Annotated in this window: 21 protein-coding genes; 6 read left to right on the forward strand and 15 right to left on the reverse strand. The window is 36.7% G+C overall.

From position 1 onward, the window contains the following. Positions 1-75 precede the first annotated feature (75 nt). Positions 76-1,719, forward strand: coding sequence for a B12-binding domain-containing radical SAM protein (locus HGD76_RS07685; RefSeq protein ID WP_168695416.1), 1,644 nt, complete (start codon positions 76-78; stop codon positions 1,717-1,719). Between the two features lie 196 nt (positions 1,720-1,915). Here HGD76_RS07685 and HGD76_RS07690 read toward each other — a convergent pair whose 3' ends face one another. Both HGD76_RS07690 and HGD76_RS07695 read right to left on the reverse strand, forming a co-directional pair. Beyond that, positions 1,916-3,421 carry a M16 family metallopeptidase gene (locus tag HGD76_RS07690; RefSeq protein WP_168697393.1) on the reverse strand — a complete coding sequence of 502 codons (1,506 nt, stop codon included), beginning with the start codon at positions 3,419-3,421 and terminating at the stop codon, positions 1,916-1,918. Between the two features lie 22 nt (positions 3,422-3,443). After that, a complete protein-coding gene (locus HGD76_RS07695) occupies positions 3,444-5,021 on the reverse strand; it encodes a M16 family metallopeptidase (RefSeq protein WP_168695417.1) in 1,578 nt (525 codons plus the stop codon). Positions 5,022-5,171: 150 nt separating this feature from the next. On the opposite strand from HGD76_RS07695, the gene HGD76_RS07700 reads away from it, so the two are divergent. Next, a complete protein-coding gene (locus HGD76_RS07700; protein WP_168695418.1) occupies positions 5,172-5,786 on the forward strand; it encodes a TetR/AcrR family transcriptional regulator in 615 nt (204 codons plus the stop codon). On the opposite strand, the gene HGD76_RS07705 is transcribed toward HGD76_RS07700, so the two are convergent. From HGD76_RS07705 to HGD76_RS07730, 6 genes are all read right to left on the reverse strand, one after another. Continuing rightward, complete coding sequence (locus tag HGD76_RS07705; protein WP_168695419.1) at positions 5,772-5,981, reverse strand: hypothetical protein; 210 nt, start codon at positions 5,979-5,981, stop codon at positions 5,772-5,774. The two genes, HGD76_RS07700 and HGD76_RS07705, sit on opposite strands and share 15 nt — an antisense overlap. Positions 5,982-5,999: 18 nt before the next feature. After that, complete coding sequence (locus tag HGD76_RS07710) at positions 6,000-6,440, reverse strand: DUF4332 domain-containing protein (protein WP_015080608.1); 441 nt, start codon at positions 6,438-6,440, stop codon at positions 6,000-6,002. Between the two features lie 316 nt (positions 6,441-6,756). Further along, positions 6,757-7,557, reverse strand: coding sequence for a PhzF family protein (locus tag HGD76_RS07715; RefSeq protein ID WP_168697394.1), 801 nt, complete (start codon positions 7,555-7,557; stop codon positions 6,757-6,759). A gap of 17 nt (positions 7,558-7,574) precedes the next feature. Then, positions 7,575-8,483, reverse strand: coding sequence for an Rpn family recombination-promoting nuclease/putative transposase (locus HGD76_RS07720; RefSeq protein WP_148766305.1), 909 nt, complete (start codon positions 8,481-8,483; stop codon positions 7,575-7,577). Beyond that, entirely contained in the window at positions 8,483-10,105 is a 1,623-nt protein-coding gene (locus HGD76_RS07725) for a B12-binding domain-containing radical SAM protein (protein WP_168695420.1), read from the reverse strand. Before HGD76_RS07725 ends, HGD76_RS07720 begins: the two co-directional genes overlap by 1 nt. Before the next feature lie 16 nt (positions 10,106-10,121). Continuing rightward, on the reverse strand, positions 10,122-10,376 hold the full coding sequence (locus HGD76_RS07730) for an SWEET family sugar transporter (protein ID WP_168633277.1): 255 nt from the start codon (positions 10,374-10,376) through the stop codon (positions 10,122-10,124). Positions 10,377-10,593: 217 nt separating this feature from the next. Here HGD76_RS07730 and HGD76_RS07735 point away from each other — a divergent pair, with 217 nt between their 5' ends. Next, positions 10,594-10,806, forward strand: a complete 213-nt coding sequence (locus HGD76_RS07735; RefSeq protein WP_168695421.1) for a hypothetical protein — start codon at positions 10,594-10,596, stop codon at positions 10,804-10,806. A gap of 5 nt (positions 10,807-10,811) precedes the next feature. Here the strand turns inward: HGD76_RS07735 and radC are convergent, their stop codons facing one another. The 6 genes from radC to HGD76_RS07760 all read right to left on the reverse strand — a co-directional run bounded on the left by radC (position 10,812) and on the right by HGD76_RS07760 (position 15,987). Further along, a complete protein-coding gene (gene radC / locus HGD76_RS07740) occupies positions 10,812-11,543 on the reverse strand; it encodes a RadC family protein (protein ID WP_015080602.1) in 732 nt (243 codons plus the stop codon). 253 nt (positions 11,544-11,796) lie between these two features. Next, positions 11,797-12,735, reverse strand: coding sequence for a phosphoribulokinase (locus HGD76_RS07745; protein WP_168695422.1), 939 nt, complete (start codon positions 12,733-12,735; stop codon positions 11,797-11,799). Positions 12,736-12,852: 117 nt separating this feature from the next. Next, positions 12,853-12,918 (reverse strand): hypothetical protein, encoded by a 66-nt coding sequence (locus HGD76_RS26225; protein WP_407644810.1) that lies wholly within the window; start codon positions 12,916-12,918, stop codon positions 12,853-12,855. A 23-nt stretch (positions 12,919-12,941) separates the two neighbouring features. After that, on the reverse strand, positions 12,942-14,756 hold the full coding sequence (locus tag HGD76_RS07750) for an NACHT domain-containing protein (protein WP_168695423.1): 1,815 nt from the start codon (positions 14,754-14,756) through the stop codon (positions 12,942-12,944). Between the two features lie 288 nt (positions 14,757-15,044). Then, entirely contained in the window at positions 15,045-15,212 is a 168-nt protein-coding gene (locus tag HGD76_RS26230; RefSeq protein WP_168695424.1) for a S8 family serine peptidase, read from the reverse strand. Continuing rightward, positions 15,133-15,987: a S8 family peptidase gene (locus HGD76_RS07760; protein WP_168695425.1), complete on the reverse strand. Its 855-nt coding sequence runs from the start codon at positions 15,985-15,987 to the stop codon at positions 15,133-15,135. Before HGD76_RS07760 ends, HGD76_RS26230 begins: the two co-directional genes overlap by 80 nt. Before the next feature lie 140 nt (positions 15,988-16,127). Here HGD76_RS07760 and HGD76_RS07765 point away from each other — a divergent pair, with 140 nt between their 5' ends. From HGD76_RS07765 to HGD76_RS26095, 3 genes are all read left to right on the forward strand, one after another. Then, entirely contained in the window at positions 16,128-16,790 is a 663-nt protein-coding gene (locus HGD76_RS07765) for a class I SAM-dependent methyltransferase (RefSeq protein WP_168695426.1), read from the forward strand. Positions 16,791-16,880: 90 nt separating this feature from the next. Beyond that, on the forward strand, positions 16,881-17,099 hold the full coding sequence (locus HGD76_RS07770) for a DUF433 domain-containing protein (protein WP_168651556.1): 219 nt from the start codon (positions 16,881-16,883) through the stop codon (positions 17,097-17,099). A 1-nt stretch (position 17,100) separates the two neighbouring features. Further along, positions 17,101-17,397, forward strand: a complete 297-nt coding sequence (locus HGD76_RS26095; RefSeq protein WP_168695427.1) for a DUF5615 family PIN-like protein — start codon at positions 17,101-17,103, stop codon at positions 17,395-17,397. A 286-nt stretch (positions 17,398-17,683) separates the two neighbouring features. Here the strand turns inward: HGD76_RS26095 and HGD76_RS07780 are convergent, their stop codons facing one another. Next, positions 17,684-19,342, reverse strand: a complete 1,659-nt coding sequence (locus HGD76_RS07780; RefSeq protein WP_168695428.1) for an IS1634 family transposase — start codon at positions 19,340-19,342, stop codon at positions 17,684-17,686. Positions 19,343-19,424: the final 82 nt, after the last annotated feature.

A 19,424-nucleotide genomic window follows, 5' to 3' on the forward strand; every position in this document is an offset into this window, starting at 1 on the left:
TAAATAGGCATTTTGGCATCAAATATATCAATGGATATGCTAGGTTCTAAAATGATTTATGGTCGATAAACAAAAGTGAAAATTTTACTGATTGGCGAATTTATTAAACACAGAAGCTTCAACGGAGCTAATAAAGCCTTACCTGTTTTAGCTTCTAGCTTGGTTAATGCTGGATTTAGTCAAGTTTTACAACTAGATTTAGAACGTCCTGATTTAACTATTGATGATGTTTTAAATGAAGTTAAAAATGCTGATTTAATTATCTTTGCTGGTTGTCTAACAACCCAATGGACAGAAATTGATGATCATAGTAGAAAAATTTTTAGAGAACTTCAGAAATATCACCGGGAAACAGTACCAATTTTAGTTGGTGGTTATGCAACTAAAAGTGCTGAAGATATTGCCCGTATTACACCTTGGATTACAGCCTTTTGTGATGGTGAGGGAGAAGAATCAATTATAGAAATTGCTCATGCAGTAGCCAGAGGTACTTTCTATGAAGATATGAAAAATCTACCAGGATTATGTTTTATGAATCAAGATGGTAAATTTTACCGCGTTACACCTAATTCTTTTCATAATACAAGTATTGTTTTTCATCGTGCTATGACAACAAGAGTTAACAAGTTTGATGATATTGACCAAAATTTTGGTTTAATTCATATACCACAAGTCCATGATATGGATATTTTTAAATCTCTAGCTGGAAGACAATTAAAAACAGCCCAAATCTTTACTCAGCGAGGATGCCCTTGGGGATGTCATTTCTGCAATAAAAGTAATGAAAGTAATCATGTTGTGAGATTAAGCGCGGAATCCTTGCGTAGACAATTACGGCAATTAAAACAACGTGGTTATGAGGCAGTTTATCTAGATGTTGATACTTTTACAGTTCATGACCAGGATGCCAAAAGAGAAGCAGAGATTCTTAAAGAAGAGGGATTTTTTTGGGGTTCAAATACTAGAATTGATAAAATTAACTATGATCAAATGCGTTATTTAGTAGAAAACAACTGTGTATATATGTTTTTTGGAGTTGAACATACATTATCAGAGGTATCATTAGCTAGTCACAAATTCAATGGTTCTATTGCTAGTCAAATTAAGCAAGCCTTTGATTATCAAACTAAGGTTATCAGAGTTTTTGAAGATATGAATAAAGCTGGATTACCCAGTAGTTATTTTTTGATTTTAGGATTACCAAAAGCTAAATTAAACGCTAGTAAAACTGATATTATTGATTATGAGCCAACAACTTTGGCTGATGATATGGAAGCAATTCGTTTTGGTATTGAAAATTGTCATCCAGATTTTTTAAATTTCAATGTGCTGCGATTTATGCCTGGGAGTGTAGCTGCTGATATGATTGGCAATTGCAACTATTCCTGTGTGCGTCCGTCAAAAAAACAGCCAATTACTGCCGGGTATTTTCTACCACGAACCGTCCAACATTATAGCTATCCCCTATCCCAAGAACATGGTGTTTACCGATTGTGTGAATCAGTTAGTAAATATCAACCTATTTCAACTGCCTTGAATCCTCAACGGGTTTATGATACTATCTACTATGCGATGCAGTTGATTAATAATAAGATTGATACAGGTGGTAAAGCTACAAAGTTGTTTATTGATAGAGACTTACTAGCTTTAGGTTTAGTCAGTCAGGATGAACAGGGAAAATATGCGATCGCTCCTTTAGAATATTTCGCTAACATTTAACCCGGTTCGCTCATTTTTTTTGGAGTTTGAGAAATTGTCGAAAAACAGAAAATATTCACAATGCTTCTACAGCCGTTGAACCCTCGTAATTTGGCTACAGTATTGTTTATATAATTAATTTTGCCTACCTACTTAACAACTAAAACAACCAGATCCCCGACTTCTTAAAGAAGTCGGGGATCTAAATTAAATTCTATTAATTCTTAGCTGCTGGTTGAGTGCGGGGAATGGTAATATCTATTGATGTTACCTTGGCTGCTAAATCAGTTAATGGTTGTTTCATAGCAGCTTGATTTCCGACTACTAAAGTCACTAAATTCTCTGGTTTCAGGTATTTCTGTGCCACCCGTTTAACATCTGCTGCTGTAGTAGCAGTAATGGCTTTTTGATAACGAAATAGGAAATCAGCGGGATAACCATAATATTCGTATCGCATTAATCTAGATAATGTTTGGCTAGGATCTTGAAAGTTGAAAACAAAGGAGTTGAGTGTAGAGTCTTTGGCTTTATTTAATTCTTGGACTGTGATATTTGCAGTTTGTAACCGCTTAATTTCTGTTTCCAGGGATTTAATGAATTGAACTGTGGTTTCTGTACGGGTTTGTCCTCCAGCTACGAATGTTCCTGGGTAGTCGAAACGGGGACTCCACATTCCATATACAGAATAAGCTAAACCTTGACGCGATCGCAATTCATTAAATAAGCGTCCCCCAAAGCCATTTAATACGCCATTCATGACATCCAAAGCTGGATAATCAGGATTGTCGAATTTTCCACCCAAATGACCAATTAAAACGCTACTTTGGGTGAGTTGGGGTTGATTAACAGAAAATACACCGCCTAAATTAGCTTGTGTGACTTGTGGTAATGGGGTTTTAGCAATTTGAGTATTTGCTTTCCAATCACCAAACTTGGCTTGAATGAGCGATCGCATTTTTTGAGAATTAAAATCACCCACAATCCCTAAAATGATCTGATTGGGGTGAAAATACTGTTCATAAAATTTCAGCAAATCCTCACGGGAAATTTTATCAAGAGTTGCATACTCAACAGTTCGGGAGTAGGGACTTTCTTGCCCATAAATTAATTTTCTCAACTCTCGACTAGCAATACTATTAGGGTTATCATTGCGACGAGCAATACCACCCCGAATTTGAGTTTTATCCAAATCCAACTTTTCCTGTGCAAAAGCCGGTTCTCGTAATACCTCACTAAATAGCCCAAATGCCATTTCTAGATCTTCACTCAGGGCTTCAAAACTAGCACTACCAGCAGCCTCTCCCATATCTGTTTCCACAGACGCAGCCCGTTGTTCTAATATCTCATTTAATTCATCAGCGGAATGCTTTTTAGTGCCACCACTTCGCAATGTAGAACCCACCAAACTAGCTAAACCTGCTTTTTCGGGTTGTTCCCAACGGCTACCTGTTCTGATCAATGCTGTACCTGTTACCAATGGTAATTCATGATCTTCCATCAAATAAACTACCAAGCCATTTTTAAGTGCATATCGCTCATACTTGGGTAATTTAATTGCGGAAACGGGGGCAAATTTTAACTCATCGTAATGCTTTGCTGTTGTTGCTGCCCAAGAAAAATTCAAATTTACGAGCAAACAAGCAACAACAATCACCAATGTGAAAACAAATTTTTGTCCCTTAGCAAACTGGAATTTTTTGCTTTTCAAATCTAACCTCAACATATCTATCTTCAATTTTGAATTCCTATCCTGGTTGTTTTGATAACAACTTCCCAACTATGCGATTTTCTGGCGTAAATGTTGCCTTGGCTACTCTTTGAATATCTTCAGGAGTGACTGCGGCAATTTTTTCTAATTGCCCAAATAAATTGCGCCAAGAACCGGTTTTGACTTCATATTCCAACAACTGTTGTGCCATGCCTGAATTAGAATCAAGGCTGCGTAATAATCCGGCTCTTGCTTGGGTTTTTATTCTTGTTAATTCCACCGCAGATACAGGTTCTGTTTTCAACTTATCAATTTCTTGGCGTAAAGCGATCGCTACTTGATCGACTGTTTTCCCAGGAGATGTGAGAGCATAAAAGAAGATGAGATTAGGATATTTATCCCCTGGAAAGCCACTAGAACCTTGAGCATTTAGGGCTAAACTTTGTTTTTCTACCAAAGACTTAAACAGTCTTGATGTTCTGCCGTCACTCAATAAACTGCCAATTATTTCATAAACTGCATTATCAGGATCAGTCACAGCAGGACGATGATAACCTTCTAAATACCAAGGTTGAGTAGCTAATTCTAAAGTAACTTCCCTGGTGGCAGTTTGTTGGGGTTCTCCAGGTAGTTTTTGTTGGGGTTTGGGTTTAGCTGCATAACGCCCAAAATAAGTTTGTGCCAGTTTTTTCACTTCCGCAGGATTGACATCTCCCACAATCGCAATAGTTAAATTACTGGGAGCATAATAAGCATCAAAGAACTTCTTAACATTCTCTGGTGTTAAGTTGCGAATATCTTGATCATAACCGATTACCGGTCGGCGGTAAGGATGAACTTTGAAAGCAGCATCTATGAATTTTTCCACCATTTGGCCGATAGGAGAATTTTCCACTCGCAGCCGTCTTTCTTCCAAAATTACTTCTTTTTCTTGATAGAATTCCCGAAATACAGGATCTAAAAAGCGATCTGATTCTAAAGACATCCACAATTCTAATTTATTGGCTGGAAAACTGTAAAAATAGCGAGTAGCTTCGGAGGAAGTAGTTGCATTTAAACCCACACCTCCAGCTTGTTCAACAATTTGCCCCATTTCGTTTTGTTTAACTAATTTGATGGCTTGGGATTCTACTGATTTAAATTCAGTTTCTAACCGCGCTATTTCATCTTTTTTACTATTAGCTTTTGCAGTTTTGATTTGGTTATCTAACTGTTCTAACTTGGCTAAAAGTGGTGCTTCGGCTTTATAGTCTGTAGTCCCGATGCGTTTTGTGCCTTTAAATGCTAGATGTTCAAGAAAGTGGGCTACTCCTGTTTGTCCATCTGGTTCATCAATTCCACCGACATCAGCATAGGTGAGAAAGGAAACTACTGGGGCTTGATGTCTTTCTAAAACGATGAATTTCAGTCCATTATCCAGGCGAAATTCTGTGAGACGATTAATTACTTGTTCTAGATAAGGTTGAATGGAACTTTGGGATTTTTGCAGGGCTAAAGCTGTTTCTGGGATCAATCCTCCACTAAATACCATTAATGCCAAAGTGGTGGCTAATAGCCGCCGGAATGGGGAATTTTTAACGTTACCCATGAAGAAATTTAAAATTGTCTGGTGCATAAGCAAAAGTTAAAGTAAATTTACATTACTTGAGAAATAGACTACTTAACAAAAAGAGAGTTATCTTCCATTAAGCTTTTTGTATTTTTAGCATTTGATGTTGCACAATAGGGCTACGAATCTTGTTTTAAATATATCAAAATAACTACTATGCGGATTTTTAGTTCTCCTCCATCATCAGAAATGCAGACGCGTACACGCATTTTGCAAGCAGCACAACGATTGTTTGCAGCCAAAGGGTTCGAGGGAACTACAACCCGTGATTTAGCACAAACCGCAGGGGTAGCTGAAGGAACTCTCTTTCGTCATTTTGCCAATAAAAAAGCAATTTTGGTGGAAGTAGCTACTAGCGGCTGGGTAGATATTCTCACAGATTTGCTGACAGAACTCAGCGAAATGGGTAGCTATAAGGCGATCGCTCAAGTTATGCGCCGGCGGATGTGGAATTTACAAAAAAACGCCGATACCATGCGCGTTTGCTTTATGGAAGTGCAATTTCATCCAGATTTGCGCGATCGCATTCAAACAGAAGTTATTGATAAAATGACAGATGTTGCTGAAGCATTTTTTCAAACCGCAATAGATAAAGGCATCTATCGTCAGATGGATGCCAAACTTGGAGCTAAAGTTTTTTTAGGTCTATTTGCGATCGCCGGTTTCTCCGATAATACCCTCATAGAACCCAACGCCTCCCCCCAAGAAATGCAAAAAATGGCGGAGGGACTAGCGGATATTTTCCTTAACGGTGTCTTAGCAAAAGAATAGGCAGGACGCAAGAGGCAAGAGGCAAGAGGCAATAATAATTATTACCACTGACCACTGTACGGGCGAAGCATTTGGAGAACTATTTTTGGCAATGACCGATAATTTATCTTCCAAATGCTTCGCCCCTACTGACCACTGTACGGGCGAAGCATTTGGAGAACTATTTTTGACAATGACCGATAATTTATCTTCCAAATGCTTCGCCCCTACTGACTAATTACCCATTGCTTGCGCTTGATGACTCCACTGTTGCACCAATTCAACTGCTGGACACAAATCCCGGTTATGCAATGTTGCTACTTGCAAACGCATAACTTGTCTATGTAATCTGTGAGTCGGAGTTTGGGCTAATTGGGCTATGGAAATAACCCCAGAGTGAAGCAATATACCGCAATACTGAGTTCCTACACTGGGAACACGGGCTAAACCTGCCAAAACAACCCATTTATTCACAGAATGGATATTTACCTGTAATTTACCCGCTAATACTATTCTCTCTTCTGGAGTTTTTCCTCTATTAATTAATTCTTCTGTGGTATTAATGCCACAATTCTTTAATTGGGCTTGATCTTCTGCACTCAATCCTGGTAAATCTTTTACAGGCCAATCTGATTTTTGAAGTAAATTTCTATTAGCTGCACGGTTAATGGTCATTTTTTGAGTTTTTAGTATGGGTTAATTTATGTAAAAATTCAGTATTTACAGGGATTTCTCCTTCTGAACTCTAACATTTTTATCAAATCACCATCCCTCTTTAGGACGGTATTACTAACATTATCACCTATAAAAAATGGAAACCCCAATTTATTTACTGTCCAACTTCCTGCATTAAAGGAGGTTCACCGTCAATAATGCCCGATAAGTGTCATCTGAAATCTAAAAATTTAATTACAAATATTAACTTAATCCTTGTCTACTAAGATCCCCAACTTCTTTAAGAAGTCGGGGATCTGCGGGATCTCATATATTCTTAACCTATAGTTAATTTTCCTTGCATTACTGTTACAGCTTGTCCAGATATAAAGACGCGGGTTGCTCCAGGATAGTACACTTTGACTACTCCACCCCGACTAGAAGCTTGATAGGCTAAAAATTCATCTTTTCCCAATTTATCCCGCCAAAATGGGGCTAAACAACAATGTGCCGCACCTGTTACCGGATCTTCATTAATCCCTAAAGTGGGGGCAAAAAAGCGGGAGACAAAATCATATTCCGAGTCAGAATCAGCAATGCTAGTAACGATAATATCAGCCTTAGTGAGAGTTTTCATCTGTTGGAAATTCGGCTGCATTTCTCTGATTAATTGCTCAGATTCTACTTCTACTAAATAGCCGAGAGAATTTTGGACAACAGATTTACAATTCACTCCTAAAACTTGACTTAATTCTGGAGGTGATTCTACAGATTGAGAAAGATTCACCGGAAAATCTAACTGAATCCAATTATTTTCTAGTTTCGCTGCAAGTACACCACTTTTTGTATAAAAACGCGCTTCTTGATTTGGTAATAAATGCCCTTGTGACCATAATACATGAGCGCTGGCTAAGGTAGCGTGTCCACACAAGGGAACTTCTACCGTCGGAGTGAACCAGCGCAAATTGAAACCGTCATCTTGTTTAATTAAAAAAGCGGTTTCTGATAGATTCATTTCCTGGGCAATATTTTGCATCCATGCTTCAGATTTTGGACTATCTAAAACACATACAGCCGCAGGATTTCCTTTGAATGGAGTATTAGTGAAAGCGTCTACTTGAGTAATAATTTGGGTCATTTGTAAACTATCTAAATCTATGATTCTGTGTGAGATTTTAGCCATTGTTCTAAATCGTTAATATCTCCAAAATCTAATAATGCTTCTCCCAGGTCTTCTAGCTGTGCTATTCTCAAGCTGTTAATACTTTCGATGTAGCTATCATTCAATTTTCCAAACCGTTTCGATAATATTCGCAGCAGCAAGTTTTTCTCACCTTCTTGTCTTCCTTCTTGTCTTCCTTCTTGTCTTCCTTCTTGTCTTCCTTCTTGTCTTCCTTCTTGTCTTCCTTCTTGTTCACCCTCCTTTTTAGCTTCTTGATATACCCTTGTTTGCTTAATATCACTCACTAAAAACATGGCTTCTATCTCCTGACGACTTAATTGTGAAAACTTTGACATCAAAACACTTTCCAGTAATTCTATAATACCTTGTCTTTCACTATCATTGCTAACTTCTGTCTTTGTTCTTGCCATTAAGGTTTTCACCAATTCCTGTGATTGGTTTTCTTTACTGACAATTAATTCAATTAATCCCATCCCTATTGACCCTGATGGTATTTCATCTAAATAAATTCGTTTGATTCGACCACTATTGACTAATTCTTGTTGGTAATTAGTTAATTTCTCTACATCCAAACTCCGTTTCGCAAATAAAGCTACTGCTTGCCAATCTTGTTCGGGTTTATATTGATTGAGATAAATGTTGATTTCTGTAATTAATTCCCAGTAAAACTCTGGTTTGTTTTGAAATTGCACCTCGACAAAATAAATGGGTTTTTCTTCACTATTTGGCATAAATATCCCATCAAATCGAAAGGCTTTTTCTTTGACTTCTACCGAAGTAAATTGATAACCTGCCGCATTTTCTGGGGGTTGTCCCAGTAGTTCAAATAATAGAGTATGGAAGGTGAGGAAGATTTGGTAGAATATGGTATCTGTGTGCATTATTGATGATTTAATTCTGAGTTGGTAGCTTCTGCTAAATGTTTAATTAGTGTAGACTGAGGTAATGGTCCATGCAAGTGATTCCAAGGTAGAATTTTCTCAGTTGACCAATTACTATGAACATAAAAATCTAAGTCGGGAATTTGTCCTTTTAGTTGTTTAAAAGCCCGTTTGTAACTTCCCAAAGAGTCACCAAAATCGCGGGTTAATTCTAATAATTGAGAAAGTCGGCGATCGCCTCTCGACAACAAAGCCTGTATAATTGACCAATTATAGCTTTCTGGTCGAAACTCTATCCCTTGGGGTTTAATTTGCTTTTGTAATAACTGTAACCGCTTTTCTGCTTGCTTATTAACCCCAAACCATTGAAATGGTGTATGAGACTTAGGAACAAAGGTACTACATCCCAACGTTAACCGTAAACCAGGCGCAGCTTTTTTAACACTTTGCATCATTTTTACAGTTGCGTCTATATCTTCTGCTTCTTCCCCAGGAATTCCCACCATTCCATAGAGTTTTAAACTAGACAAACCACCAGCTTTTGCATTGATAGCTGCTTGGATAATTTCATCATTATCCAATTTTTTATTGACAATTTTCCGCACTTTTTCCGAACCACTTTCGACAGCAATTGTTAATGATCTTGTATCGCGTTTTGCCAAAGTTTCAGCTAATTTAACTGTAACTGTATTGGTTCTCACCGACGCGACACTTAACCGGACATCATCATATTTTGGTTGACTAATATAATCTAGTAATTCTGTAAATTCTGGATGTTGAGTAACAGAAGCCCCCAACAAACCCAAACGATTTGTAACTTTTAAACCCCGTTCAATTCCGGGAATTAAAGAATTTTCTAAACTCGCAGTTCTAAAAGGCAAAGTTAAATAACTCGCTAAACAAAAGCGGCACATTTCGGGACAACTTCGCACCACTTCCACCATATAAATATTTTCCCAAGCAGCTTTTTCTGTGACAACAGTAGAAGCAGAAAGAGTATTTCCTCGGTAAGTTTGCTTTTGGATAATTGGGGGAATTTCCGATGAAATAGGATTAATTGATTTTATTTCCCCATCTGGTGTGATATATTCAATTATATATAAACTAGGAATATAAATTCCCGGAACTTGGGCTAAAGTTTTTAACTGAGTTTCTCTATCAGCATTTCTGACTTTTTTATAAGTATCTATAAAATCACCCAGCAGATTTTCACCATCTCCCAATAAAATCACATCAAAAAATTCAGCATAAGGTTCAGGATTAGCTGTGAGAACTGGTCCACCACCAAAAACTAAAGGATGATTTTGATTGCGAGAATTAGCCCGAATCGGAATTTCTAAAGATTCCAACAGATTAAAAATATTCACATAATCTAATTCCCAAGACATAGAAAAACCTAATAATTCTGGATGTCTAGGAAGTTGTTCCCGAATATCAGTAAATAAGCGACTTACCTGCAAATCATCACGCATAGCCAGAGTCGCCCATACCACCTGATAACCCAGACTAGTTATCCCCACCGTATACTCATTAGGAAAGGCGAAAATTACGGGAATAGCATCGTGATTGGGGGTTGCGGGCGTAAACAGAAGGCGTTCAGAGTTAAATACAGATGATGTCACAGTTTTTTTAGTAGAGTTATCTATATTTAATTTTAAGCCATAGAATAATCAAGTTAAAACATAATGTCACCGCGTTGGCGAGAATAACTGGGAAAGCACCGAGAATAATCCCATAGACTAACCACAGAAACAAACCACTCATGAAGACAATCAGCATCACATAAGAAACATCTTTCGCTGATTTTGTGCGCCATATTTGCAACATTTGCGGTAAAAAGGCAATAGTGGTTAATCCACCTGCAAGTAATCCTAAAATGGTGATAAAATCCATGGTTAACAATAAATCCTGATTTTAAATATTATACGCCATTAATTGCACATATTTAGGCAAATAGTATAAATTAACTGTTGAAAATTTTTGTGAGATCATGTTATTTGAATATTAGATTGAGAAAAAATATTATTTGTAAGTTATTGTTTTGATGATAATTTGGGCATTCTATAGGGATAGTTATCAATTGTAATCTCTAATTAGCGAGGAATTGAAGATGAAACGATACATACCCTTTTTTTTTATTGCCTTTATTCTCTTTATAACAGTGGGAGATAAGGTATTACCAGGTGCTTTGGGAAAATCCAGCACTCAAACCCGGATAGCTTTGAATAATTTTGCTATTGACTTATTTCCTAATATTAAGCGTCCCAAAAACCCCAATACCCGCACAGAAAAAGCAGTAGAAGACCTAGAACAAAAAAGGTAGAAATATCAATCAACTTGCGGACAATCATCCCATAAAGTTGTAATTTCTCTTAAACTCTGATGAGTGCCATTACCTAAGATTAAATGATCTAAAATGGAAATAGCTAACAGTTCCGCACCGGCTAATAATTGCCGAGTCAATTCTATATCTGCTTCACTGGGTTCTAAACTCCCTGAAGGATGATTATGGGCAACTATTACCCTGGTAGCACCTTGACGAATAACTTCTCGAAAGATATCACGGGGAGAGGCTAACGTTTCCGTCGCCGTCCCAATTGTAATTACCTTTGTGCCTAATAACTTATTTTTCACATCCAATAATAACACGGCAAATCTTTCTTGATTTTGCCACATCAAGTCTTGACTTAGCACCGCAGCCGCAGCAATGGGACTATCAATCACTGTTCCGTCGGAGGGACGAGATAAAAAAGTCCGTTTACCCAATTCAATTGCAGCGAGGATAGTTGTCGCTTTTGCTGGTCCCACACCGGGAATTTCCATTAATTCAGCGGGGGAGACATTTCGTAAAGCAGCTAAGGGGTCACACTGACCTTTACCCAATTGCTGTAATATATATTGCCCTAAACCAACTGCTGAGAGTTTACCAGGTCCTTGACCAGTACCCAGCAAAATAGCGATTAATTCCGCTGTAGCTAAAATTTTCGGTCCGTGAGTCATTAACCTTTCACGGGGGCGTTCATTTTCCGGTAAGTCGGCTATTCTCAGGCAATAAGTCATACCAATTGGGAATTTTGAATTGGGAATAATTGTCATAGCATTTAGCTATCAGCTATCAGCTATCAGCGAAAAGCAGAAATAGCAAATAGCAAAGAAGAGGGGGTATTGATTTAATTACCTGTGTTTCAGATTTTAAGGCTGATTGCTGAGGACTGGGGGCTGAATGCTAACTCATTATTTATCCCTTATTTTTGGACACAATTATTCCTTTTTGACAATATCTTTGATTTTTGTAGATACTACCCGGAATTACTTACTGGTAAATTTGCGTAGCTTTGAGCATATGGTAGGTAATAATTAACTGAGTGAGGGCGAGGGGATAACTTTGCAGTGTTTCTCCAGTTGTACCTGCAATTTTACCCAATTCTGGATTACTTTCCCGATCGCACACACTATTTAAATGCGGCATATCGTTACACATAATCCGTTCGATTTTATTCACCTGTTCCAAAGTAGCATGACCGTCAACCTCTAAAACATCCACCGGTTTTCCCATATCTCTATCCAATCCTAAGCGGATAGCTGACTGGGAATCACTACGACCAGCGTGAATAATTTCGGTAAAATCAGGGTGAGGAATGGAAGGACGCAGCACCAATCGCACATTTAAACGTCCATTAGTTTCATCTATTTCATCATTGGGAGGATAGAAACTGACCACAATATCAGACCATTGCCGCTGAGGACGGATATACTGTTCCGAATCTGGTTCGCGCTTATCTAACTCCGCTAATACCTGTTCTGGAGTATAACCGCGTTTTTGAGTATCCCGTTTCACCTTCCAATCAGCGCGCAGTGGTTCAGGAGGGGCAAGATAAACCTTGACATCATAAGCATCACGGGCTGCACGGGTAGAATAACCTAGTAACCCTTCAATAATCACAAATTTAGTGGGTTTGATATATTGCGGCGGTTCAAAAGTCCCTGTGGAGTGGCTGTAAACCGGCTTGAGAATCGCCTGTCCTGTCCGTAGCAGCGATAAATGTTGCTGCATGATATCCAGATAGTTACAATCAGGATGGAGTGCCGTAATGCCGATTTCTGCCCGTTGTGTGCGATCGTAACGGTGGTAATCGTCTGTACAGATAATAGTCACATTTTCTGGACCTAGTACCTGAGCAATCCCTCTAGTCAGAGTTGTTTTCCCCGCAGCACTATCACCAACAATACCCAGAATAATTGGACGGCTCATGAATACCCCCTCTGACGCGAGTAAGTTTATAGAATAATCTTTAATTTTAGGGGGCAAATAAGCCCTTTCTTCAGAAAATCTTATCTTTGCAACATCTCTACACAAACTCCCTGGATTTTAATTATTCCCCACCAACAACATCCGCGCTTCTATTCCTTCCCATGTTGCAGGTGATACCCGCACTGCTGCTTCTTTGCATTGGATAATCAGGTAATTAGCGACAAATCATCTGTACCACCCCGCATGACTCCCGCAACTAACAAAAATACCTCTTTCCAACGTTCATCTATCAGATGTCTAGTAACTAATTTTTCAACTAGGTGATGATCATCAATATATTGTGCCGTTAAATATTCCTGTAGCGTCAAATGGGAAAATGAAAATACGTCTTCTGCACGTTCTACTAAAATTCCCTGTTCAATGGTAATAGCATCCAATATTTTCCCAGGATCTAAATTTTTCGGTGCATTATCATTATTAGATAGAAATTTTTGAATTTGATTTAAAACTTCTTGCTGAGAAAAAAATAACTTATCTTTTGCAAAATTATCATAAGCAATTTCAGCCAACATGATTTTTTCTAAATCAATCCCAAGTTGAGAATAAACTGGTTCATAAGGTAATCTTTTTTCAGAAGCCCATCTTCTCAACAAAATATCTAAAGCATTATCATATAATGTAGCTTTCTTTTTTGGTAAATCTTGAGACTCATCATACTCTAAACAAAGAAAAGTTAATAATAAGGGAGTTATGGCTAATTCTCTAGTAGCTTTTTCACTGTTTATTTTATTCCAGCATTTTTCCCCAGTCCCTAATTTTTTATCAACTTCTGAATAAAACCAGTTATTAATAAACTGTTGAGTTTGCTGATCATCAAAATCCGCAATAATAAATTCTTTGAAGTTTTGGAACTTTTGACGATAAGCAGCAGTCCAACAGGAAATAATAAATTTATTCTGCTTATATTCCTTAACAAATTCTTGTATTTTATCAATTACTAGCTCAAAATTTTTATTAGGTACTTCGTCTAATCCATCTAATAAAAGTAATAATTTACCTTGTCGTAATAATTGATTAGTAAATTCTTTTGCTAATGGCAATTGACATGATATAAATTCTTGCTCAATAATATTGTATATATTAACTTCATTTGTGGTAAATTGTTTAAGTTCTAGTAAAACGGGAATAATTTCTCCCTGAATTTGTCCAGATTTACCTTTGAGTGCTTCTAGTCCTATTTTCCTTAGAAATGTAGACTTACCCGCACCCGGTTGTCCCAATATCATTAAATGTGCATATTGGTTAGCAATTGTTATTCCATTTTGTCTAGCAGATTTTTCATTAGTCAATTTGCGACTACTATTGTGACGATAATTTTCTTCTAAAGCTGTTATTGATTCAAAATTGCGAATCTCATCAGGTTGTAAACATTGGACTTCTGTATAAATATCATCTAAATTTACAGGTTGTGGCATTCCCAAAACTCGCAACCGATTATATCGCTTTTGATAATTAAGAATATATTGTTTAGATGCTTGATAAATTAATTTTTTGGTTTTCTGATCTAAGTCACTTCCTAAAATTTTAATATACAATTGAGCAAAATGATTAACTGCTTCATCAGGTGCAACTTCCGGTAATCCCACTAATTGATCTAAACTAACATTATTTACGCCAGATAATTCTAATGAATTTAATATATCTGTTGCTGAACCTTCCACAACTACAACACGGCTCATTGTTCCACCTAGAGGTTTTAAAGACAAGTTTTGTAATTCTTGAATTGTATTACCTATAACTTCAGAAAGTTGATTTTTTCGCCGTTCAATTAATGCTTGTCTATAAGCAATAGGTGAAGGAAAATTCCCAGGTTCAAGCATTGGTAAGGCTTGGTTATTCCTGAGTTGATTTTCATCACCCAATGTCATAATTACCCGTATCTTTTCATCACCCCTTGCATTCATTAAAAATTCTTCCAGCAAAGGGTCTATTTTACTAATTTGGTCTTCTTTAAGGTTCATAATAATTTGATTCTACAGTAGGGGTTGTCAACTTAACGTAAAACCTTTAACCCGCCTGGGAATGAATTCCCAGTCTCATAGCAAAAGTCATCTAAAGATGACTAAATAACTCAGGAATTTTCGAGTAAACTTTAGTTTACTTTTGTTATTAGCCCGGAAATTCATTTCTGGGCGGGGTTTGTCAGCCAACAGATAAGACATTTTTAGCCTAATTTGACAATGAGCAATGCTAAACCCCTACAAATCTGGCTTTTCATAATCTTCTAAAAGTCCATTTCCCAACCGTGTTTAGTACAGTGCAGTTGGTATTTGAACTAAACCTTTACCTTGACGTTCCTTATCCAGTCCTAAATTTTGACAATTAGAAAGCAATTCATTAAATAAATCCAGGTATGTCATTGTTGGATATCTCTCTAATATTAACGCAGCCACACCAGAAACAATTGGTGCGGCCATAGATGTGCCATTCCAGTTGTCCCGCAGAAATATTGACAATATTGATTTCTTGTTGTTCTGCTAACCAGTAAAACCAAAATATCCAATCTGAGAAGTTAGATATCATACCATTTGGAAACATAATACTGTTGATGATTTTTGCTTCTGGTGCAACACCAACTTGATTTCCACAAATTAAACCAGCAACATGAGTACCATGACCTTCTGTATCTTGAGAAGATATAGTTTGAATTTGCTGTGTTCTGTTATTCAGACTGTAAGATGCAATTACTTTTCCTTGTAATGTTGTGTGGGTTGCTTCAATTCCCGTATCCAAAACAGCAACAGTGATATTTTTCCCTGTGCCTGTAAATCCCTTTTGACGTGCTAAATTCAGAGATATGGCTTCTAAGTGCCAAAGCTCATCTATGCTGAGAGTGGTTTTAGAAACTGCCGTACTTTTGTCTGGTTTAATTAATTCTATTGGCAAATCCCGTAAAATTAAAGCATTAGGTAAATCTTGCCGTAGTTGTTCAACTTCTTCATCAGGTATATCAACAATTTTAGCACCTGTAATATTTGAATAAGTTGGATATTCGCTAATTGTATCTGTATCTTCCAAATAACTAATTATTTCTTGATATCCAGAATCTTCTTTCCAAAAACTCACCACTTCTGCAACTTGTGAGGGACGACTTTCGGGAGTGAATTTTCTCGATGCTAATTTTAAAGAACGTGCTACCGATGTCGTCTTAGGACGAATAATATAAACAGTCATCAAGAACCCTTCAACCAACTATTGTTATGCAACGTACTAACATATTAGCAAAATAATCGGCTTTAAAAGAGAATTGAGGGGTTGACATTTGATTTTAAATTTGTTATTATAGTCTTGACGAGGAAGAACTATCATAAAATAATTAATAAACATAAATCATGTCAAAACAAACCCTGGGTTTAGAACAAAGCCTATATGATTATTTGCTTTCAGTTTCCCTGCGAGAAGCGGATATTTTAACCCAACTGCGTCAAGAAACCGCTCAAATGCCAATGTCCCAAATGCAAATATCTCCTGAACAGGGGCAATTTATGGCATTGCTGGTAAAACTGATAGGAGCAAAAAAAACTTTAGAAGTCGGTGTATTTACTGGCTACAGTTCCTTAGTAGTGGCTTTGGCTTTACCCGCAGATGGTAAAATAGTCGCCTGTGATGTTAGTGAAGAGTATACCAGTGTAGCTCGACGTTATTGGCAAGATGCGGGAGTAGCTGATAAAATTGATTTGCATATTGCCCCAGCTTTGGAAACATTAGATAAGTTATTAACAGCCGGGGAAACGGGAACTTTTGATTTTGCCTTTATTGATGCTGACAAAAGTAACTATGATAATTATTATGAGCAATGTCTTGAATTAATTCGCCCCGGTGGACTAATTGCCATTGATAATGTGTTGTGGTCAGGTAAAGTTGCAGACACAGAAATACAGGATAATCAAACTAATAAAATTCGGGCTTTAAATCGCAAACTACATCAAGATTCCCGAATTACCCTGAGTTTAGTTCCCATAGCCGACGGATTAACCTTAGCGATGAAAAATTAGCCTGAATAGATAGCGCAGCGCAGGAATCACGCTTACTCCTATTTATAGCTAAACTAGGAATATAACTTGAAAATATCAAATACAATTACAATGTCCAATCATCCTTCAGTTATAAGTGTCTCTTCTGAAATTATGAGTGGTACTCCTGTTTTCACGGGAACAAGAGTTCCTATACAAACACTCTTAGATTATTTAACAGCAGGAGATTCAATAGATGATTTTTTAGATGGTTTTCCCACTGTTACTAGGGAACAAGTCATTACATTCTTAGAAGAAGCAGGAAAAGAAATGATTAACAAGGTAGCTTAAAATGAAACTGCTTCTAGATGAATGTATTGACCGCAAGTTAACTAAGGAATTTGTAGGTTATGAAATCAAAACAGTTCCCCAAATGGGATGGGCGGGAACTAAAAATGGTAAACTACTGGCTTTAGTAGAACAGGAATTTGATGTTTTTATTACGGTTGATAGAAATTTATCTTTTCAGCAAAATTTGTCTCAGTTTAATATTGCTGTAGTTGTTTTACAAGCATCTTCTAATAGATTAATTGATTTAAAACCCACATTCCGCACCCCAAAATGTTACAGAGGGAAATTACGGAGATGAAAATCAAAGGGAGCATCAAAACAAACAGATAAAGTGAAAAAAGGCATTTGAGAAACAGTAAATCACCAAAAATGTCATCAAAATCTATTCTCAATAAGAAGCAATAAGAATGCACACCACCTGGAGAGGTCAATAGATAAGCGAAAGAAGATATTCAAGAAACAATTATAAGTTAGACTAATCAATTAAAGTAAAAAACGAAATTATAGACATAGTAAAATGGAGCTATAAATCAAAGAGATTAGCTCATCTTTACTCATAGAAATTAAATTGATAGAGATGATAATTAGCTGACTAATTGATAGTAACGTAAACAATCATCTGGTAAAAGACTCAAGATAAAATCTCTGTCCTTATTCCAATTATAAATATGTTTCTCCTGATTGAGTGTAACCAAATGAATACACTGAAAGCATTGAAAAATCCAGCGTAAAGTAGGACGATTAGTTGCTTTGCCTAATTGATTTTTAATTGTTGATTTAGACTCCAAAAGAGCATTTCTAATATGACGTTGAGCCAAAGTATAAACCAGTAGACATAAACCCATAATCATTCCCAAAGACTCTATTCTCTCAGGACTTTTGAGGAAAATACTGTCGGCAAAAAATAATGGGTCTTTGAGAAAACCAAACCCTCTTTCACATGATTGTTGAGCTTTATATTCCCTGAGCATAGAATCATTGCTTAGTTCCTTTGAATCTAAAACATTTGTCGCAATAATAAAACGTCCCGCACTCAGCAATTCTGTATTAATTTTACTTTCATCCTGGGAGACTGTAGCTGATATTTGATAGGATATTTCTCCTGAAGTATCTTTTTTATTAGATTTTACTTGAGTCACCGTACTTTCGTGAATTTGATGATATTTGAATTGTTTTGATAATTTTGATAATGCCTTGATAGCATCTGCAACACATGCAAATCTCTCTTGTGATAACTTTTTCAAATCTTGCACAGCTTTTGATTCTGCTTTGGTAATTTTTTGTGTGAGCTTATGCAGGTCTGATTCTTTTCTTTCTTGACTTTGCACTACTAACCATCTTTGTTCTATCCCTGCATAATTTTGGATTTTTGATGCTAATTTATATCCTGGTATTGTACTATCAATAAATTCTGATTCTGCTAATGTTGATATTAATGATTTTGCTGTTTTTATGCTTAATGGTACTCGACATAACCACTGTAAATCTGACATCATTTTCAGGTTTGATTCTGTATATAAGGCGCAGTCAGCAACCATGAGACTATTAACTTCTAATTGTTTTTGATATTCTACTGCTATTTTACCAAAACATGATGAGTCAGCTTGGTTTCCCGATGCTAGTTTTAAAAATATTGGTATGTCTCCATCTCCTGAACATATCATTTCTATGATAAACTGTTTTAAGTCTGGACGATGGTCACGAGAATAACCGTAGGTGATGGTTATTTCTTTTGGTGATTTTACTGCTAATTCTTCTAATTCTTGGTTATTTCCTACTTTTTGACTCTCAAATATTACGAATGGTAAGCTAGTGTTATACTGCCCATGCACGTGCATTGATGATGAGTCTAGATGTGATGTTGATAGTGATACTCCAAATTTTTGAGCAGCTTTTAAGGCTATGATAAAAAAGATTGTATCTAAGCCTTTTATAAACAGTTTATCCATGACTCTCCCCAATTTATCGTCGTTGAGATATTCTGGTTTTACTCCTGCTCCTATTAAATGCTCACAGGCTATTGTTTCAAAATATTTGGGAAACATATATAACGGTTTGGAGACAAATCCTAACCCGTTTATTATCATGGCTTTTACCACTTGACCTGCATTTACTTTTTCGTCTTTTTCGACTCCTATTAATTCATTTATTATTTCTACTATTCCGATTGAATCTATGATTCCTGCTACTATCCCTAGATGGTCTATGTTCTCAATTTCTATTTCTTGAGGTTTTAATTTCACAACAGTTTCCTCTAATACTTCTGTTGTTATCAATTATTTCTTATTTGGTTATCAATTCATTTTTTTCTTTTGTTACCAAGTT

It is taken from the genome of Dolichospermum flos-aquae CCAP 1403/13F, from assembly GCF_012516395.1.
Classification (GTDB): Bacteria; Cyanobacteriota; Cyanobacteriia; order Cyanobacteriales; family Nostocaceae; genus Dolichospermum; species Dolichospermum lemmermannii.

Bases quoted from the DNA above. Each gene is read 5' to 3' on its own strand.
- HGD76_RS26230 (WP_168695424.1), bottom strand. From the start codon at position 15,212: ATGGCCGCACCAATTGTTTCTGGTGTGGCTGCGTTAATATTAGAGAGA.
- HGD76_RS07750 (WP_168695423.1), bottom strand. From the start codon at position 14,756: ATGAACCTTAAAGAAGACCAAATTAGTAAAATAGACCCTTTGCTGGAA.
- HGD76_RS07700 (WP_168695418.1), top strand. From the start codon at position 5,172: ATGCGGATTTTTAGTTCTCCTCCATCATCAGAAATGCAGACGCGTACA.
- HGD76_RS07695 (WP_168695417.1), bottom strand. From the start codon at position 5,021: ATGCACCAGACAATTTTAAATTTCTTCATGGGTAACGTTAAAAATTCC.
- radC (WP_015080602.1), bottom strand. From the start codon at position 11,543: ATGACTTATTGCCTGAGAATAGCCGACTTACCGGAAAATGAACGCCCC.
- HGD76_RS07745 (WP_168695422.1), bottom strand. From the start codon at position 12,735: ATGAGCCGTCCAATTATTCTGGGTATTGTTGGTGATAGTGCTGCGGGG.
- HGD76_RS07735 (WP_168695421.1), top strand. From the start codon at position 10,594: ATGAAACGATACATACCCTTTTTTTTTATTGCCTTTATTCTCTTTATA.
- HGD76_RS07720 (WP_148766305.1), bottom strand. From the start codon at position 8,483: ATGCACACAGATACCATATTCTACCAAATCTTCCTCACCTTCCATACT.
- HGD76_RS07770 (WP_168651556.1), top strand. From the start codon at position 16,881: ATGTCCAATCATCCTTCAGTTATAAGTGTCTCTTCTGAAATTATGAGT.
- HGD76_RS07765 (WP_168695426.1), top strand. From the start codon at position 16,128: ATGTCAAAACAAACCCTGGGTTTAGAACAAAGCCTATATGATTATTTG.
- HGD76_RS26095 (WP_168695427.1), top strand. From the start codon at position 17,101: ATGAAACTGCTTCTAGATGAATGTATTGACCGCAAGTTAACTAAGGAA.
- HGD76_RS07730 (WP_168633277.1), bottom strand. From the start codon at position 10,376: ATGGATTTTATCACCATTTTAGGATTACTTGCAGGTGGATTAACCACT.
- HGD76_RS07710 (WP_015080608.1), bottom strand. From the start codon at position 6,440: ATGACCATTAACCGTGCAGCTAATAGAAATTTACTTCAAAAATCAGAT.
- HGD76_RS07690 (WP_168697393.1), bottom strand. From the start codon at position 3,421: ATGTTGAGGTTAGATTTGAAAAGCAAAAAATTCCAGTTTGCTAAGGGA.
- HGD76_RS07715 (WP_168697394.1), bottom strand. From the start codon at position 7,557: ATGACCCAAATTATTACTCAAGTAGACGCTTTCACTAATACTCCATTC.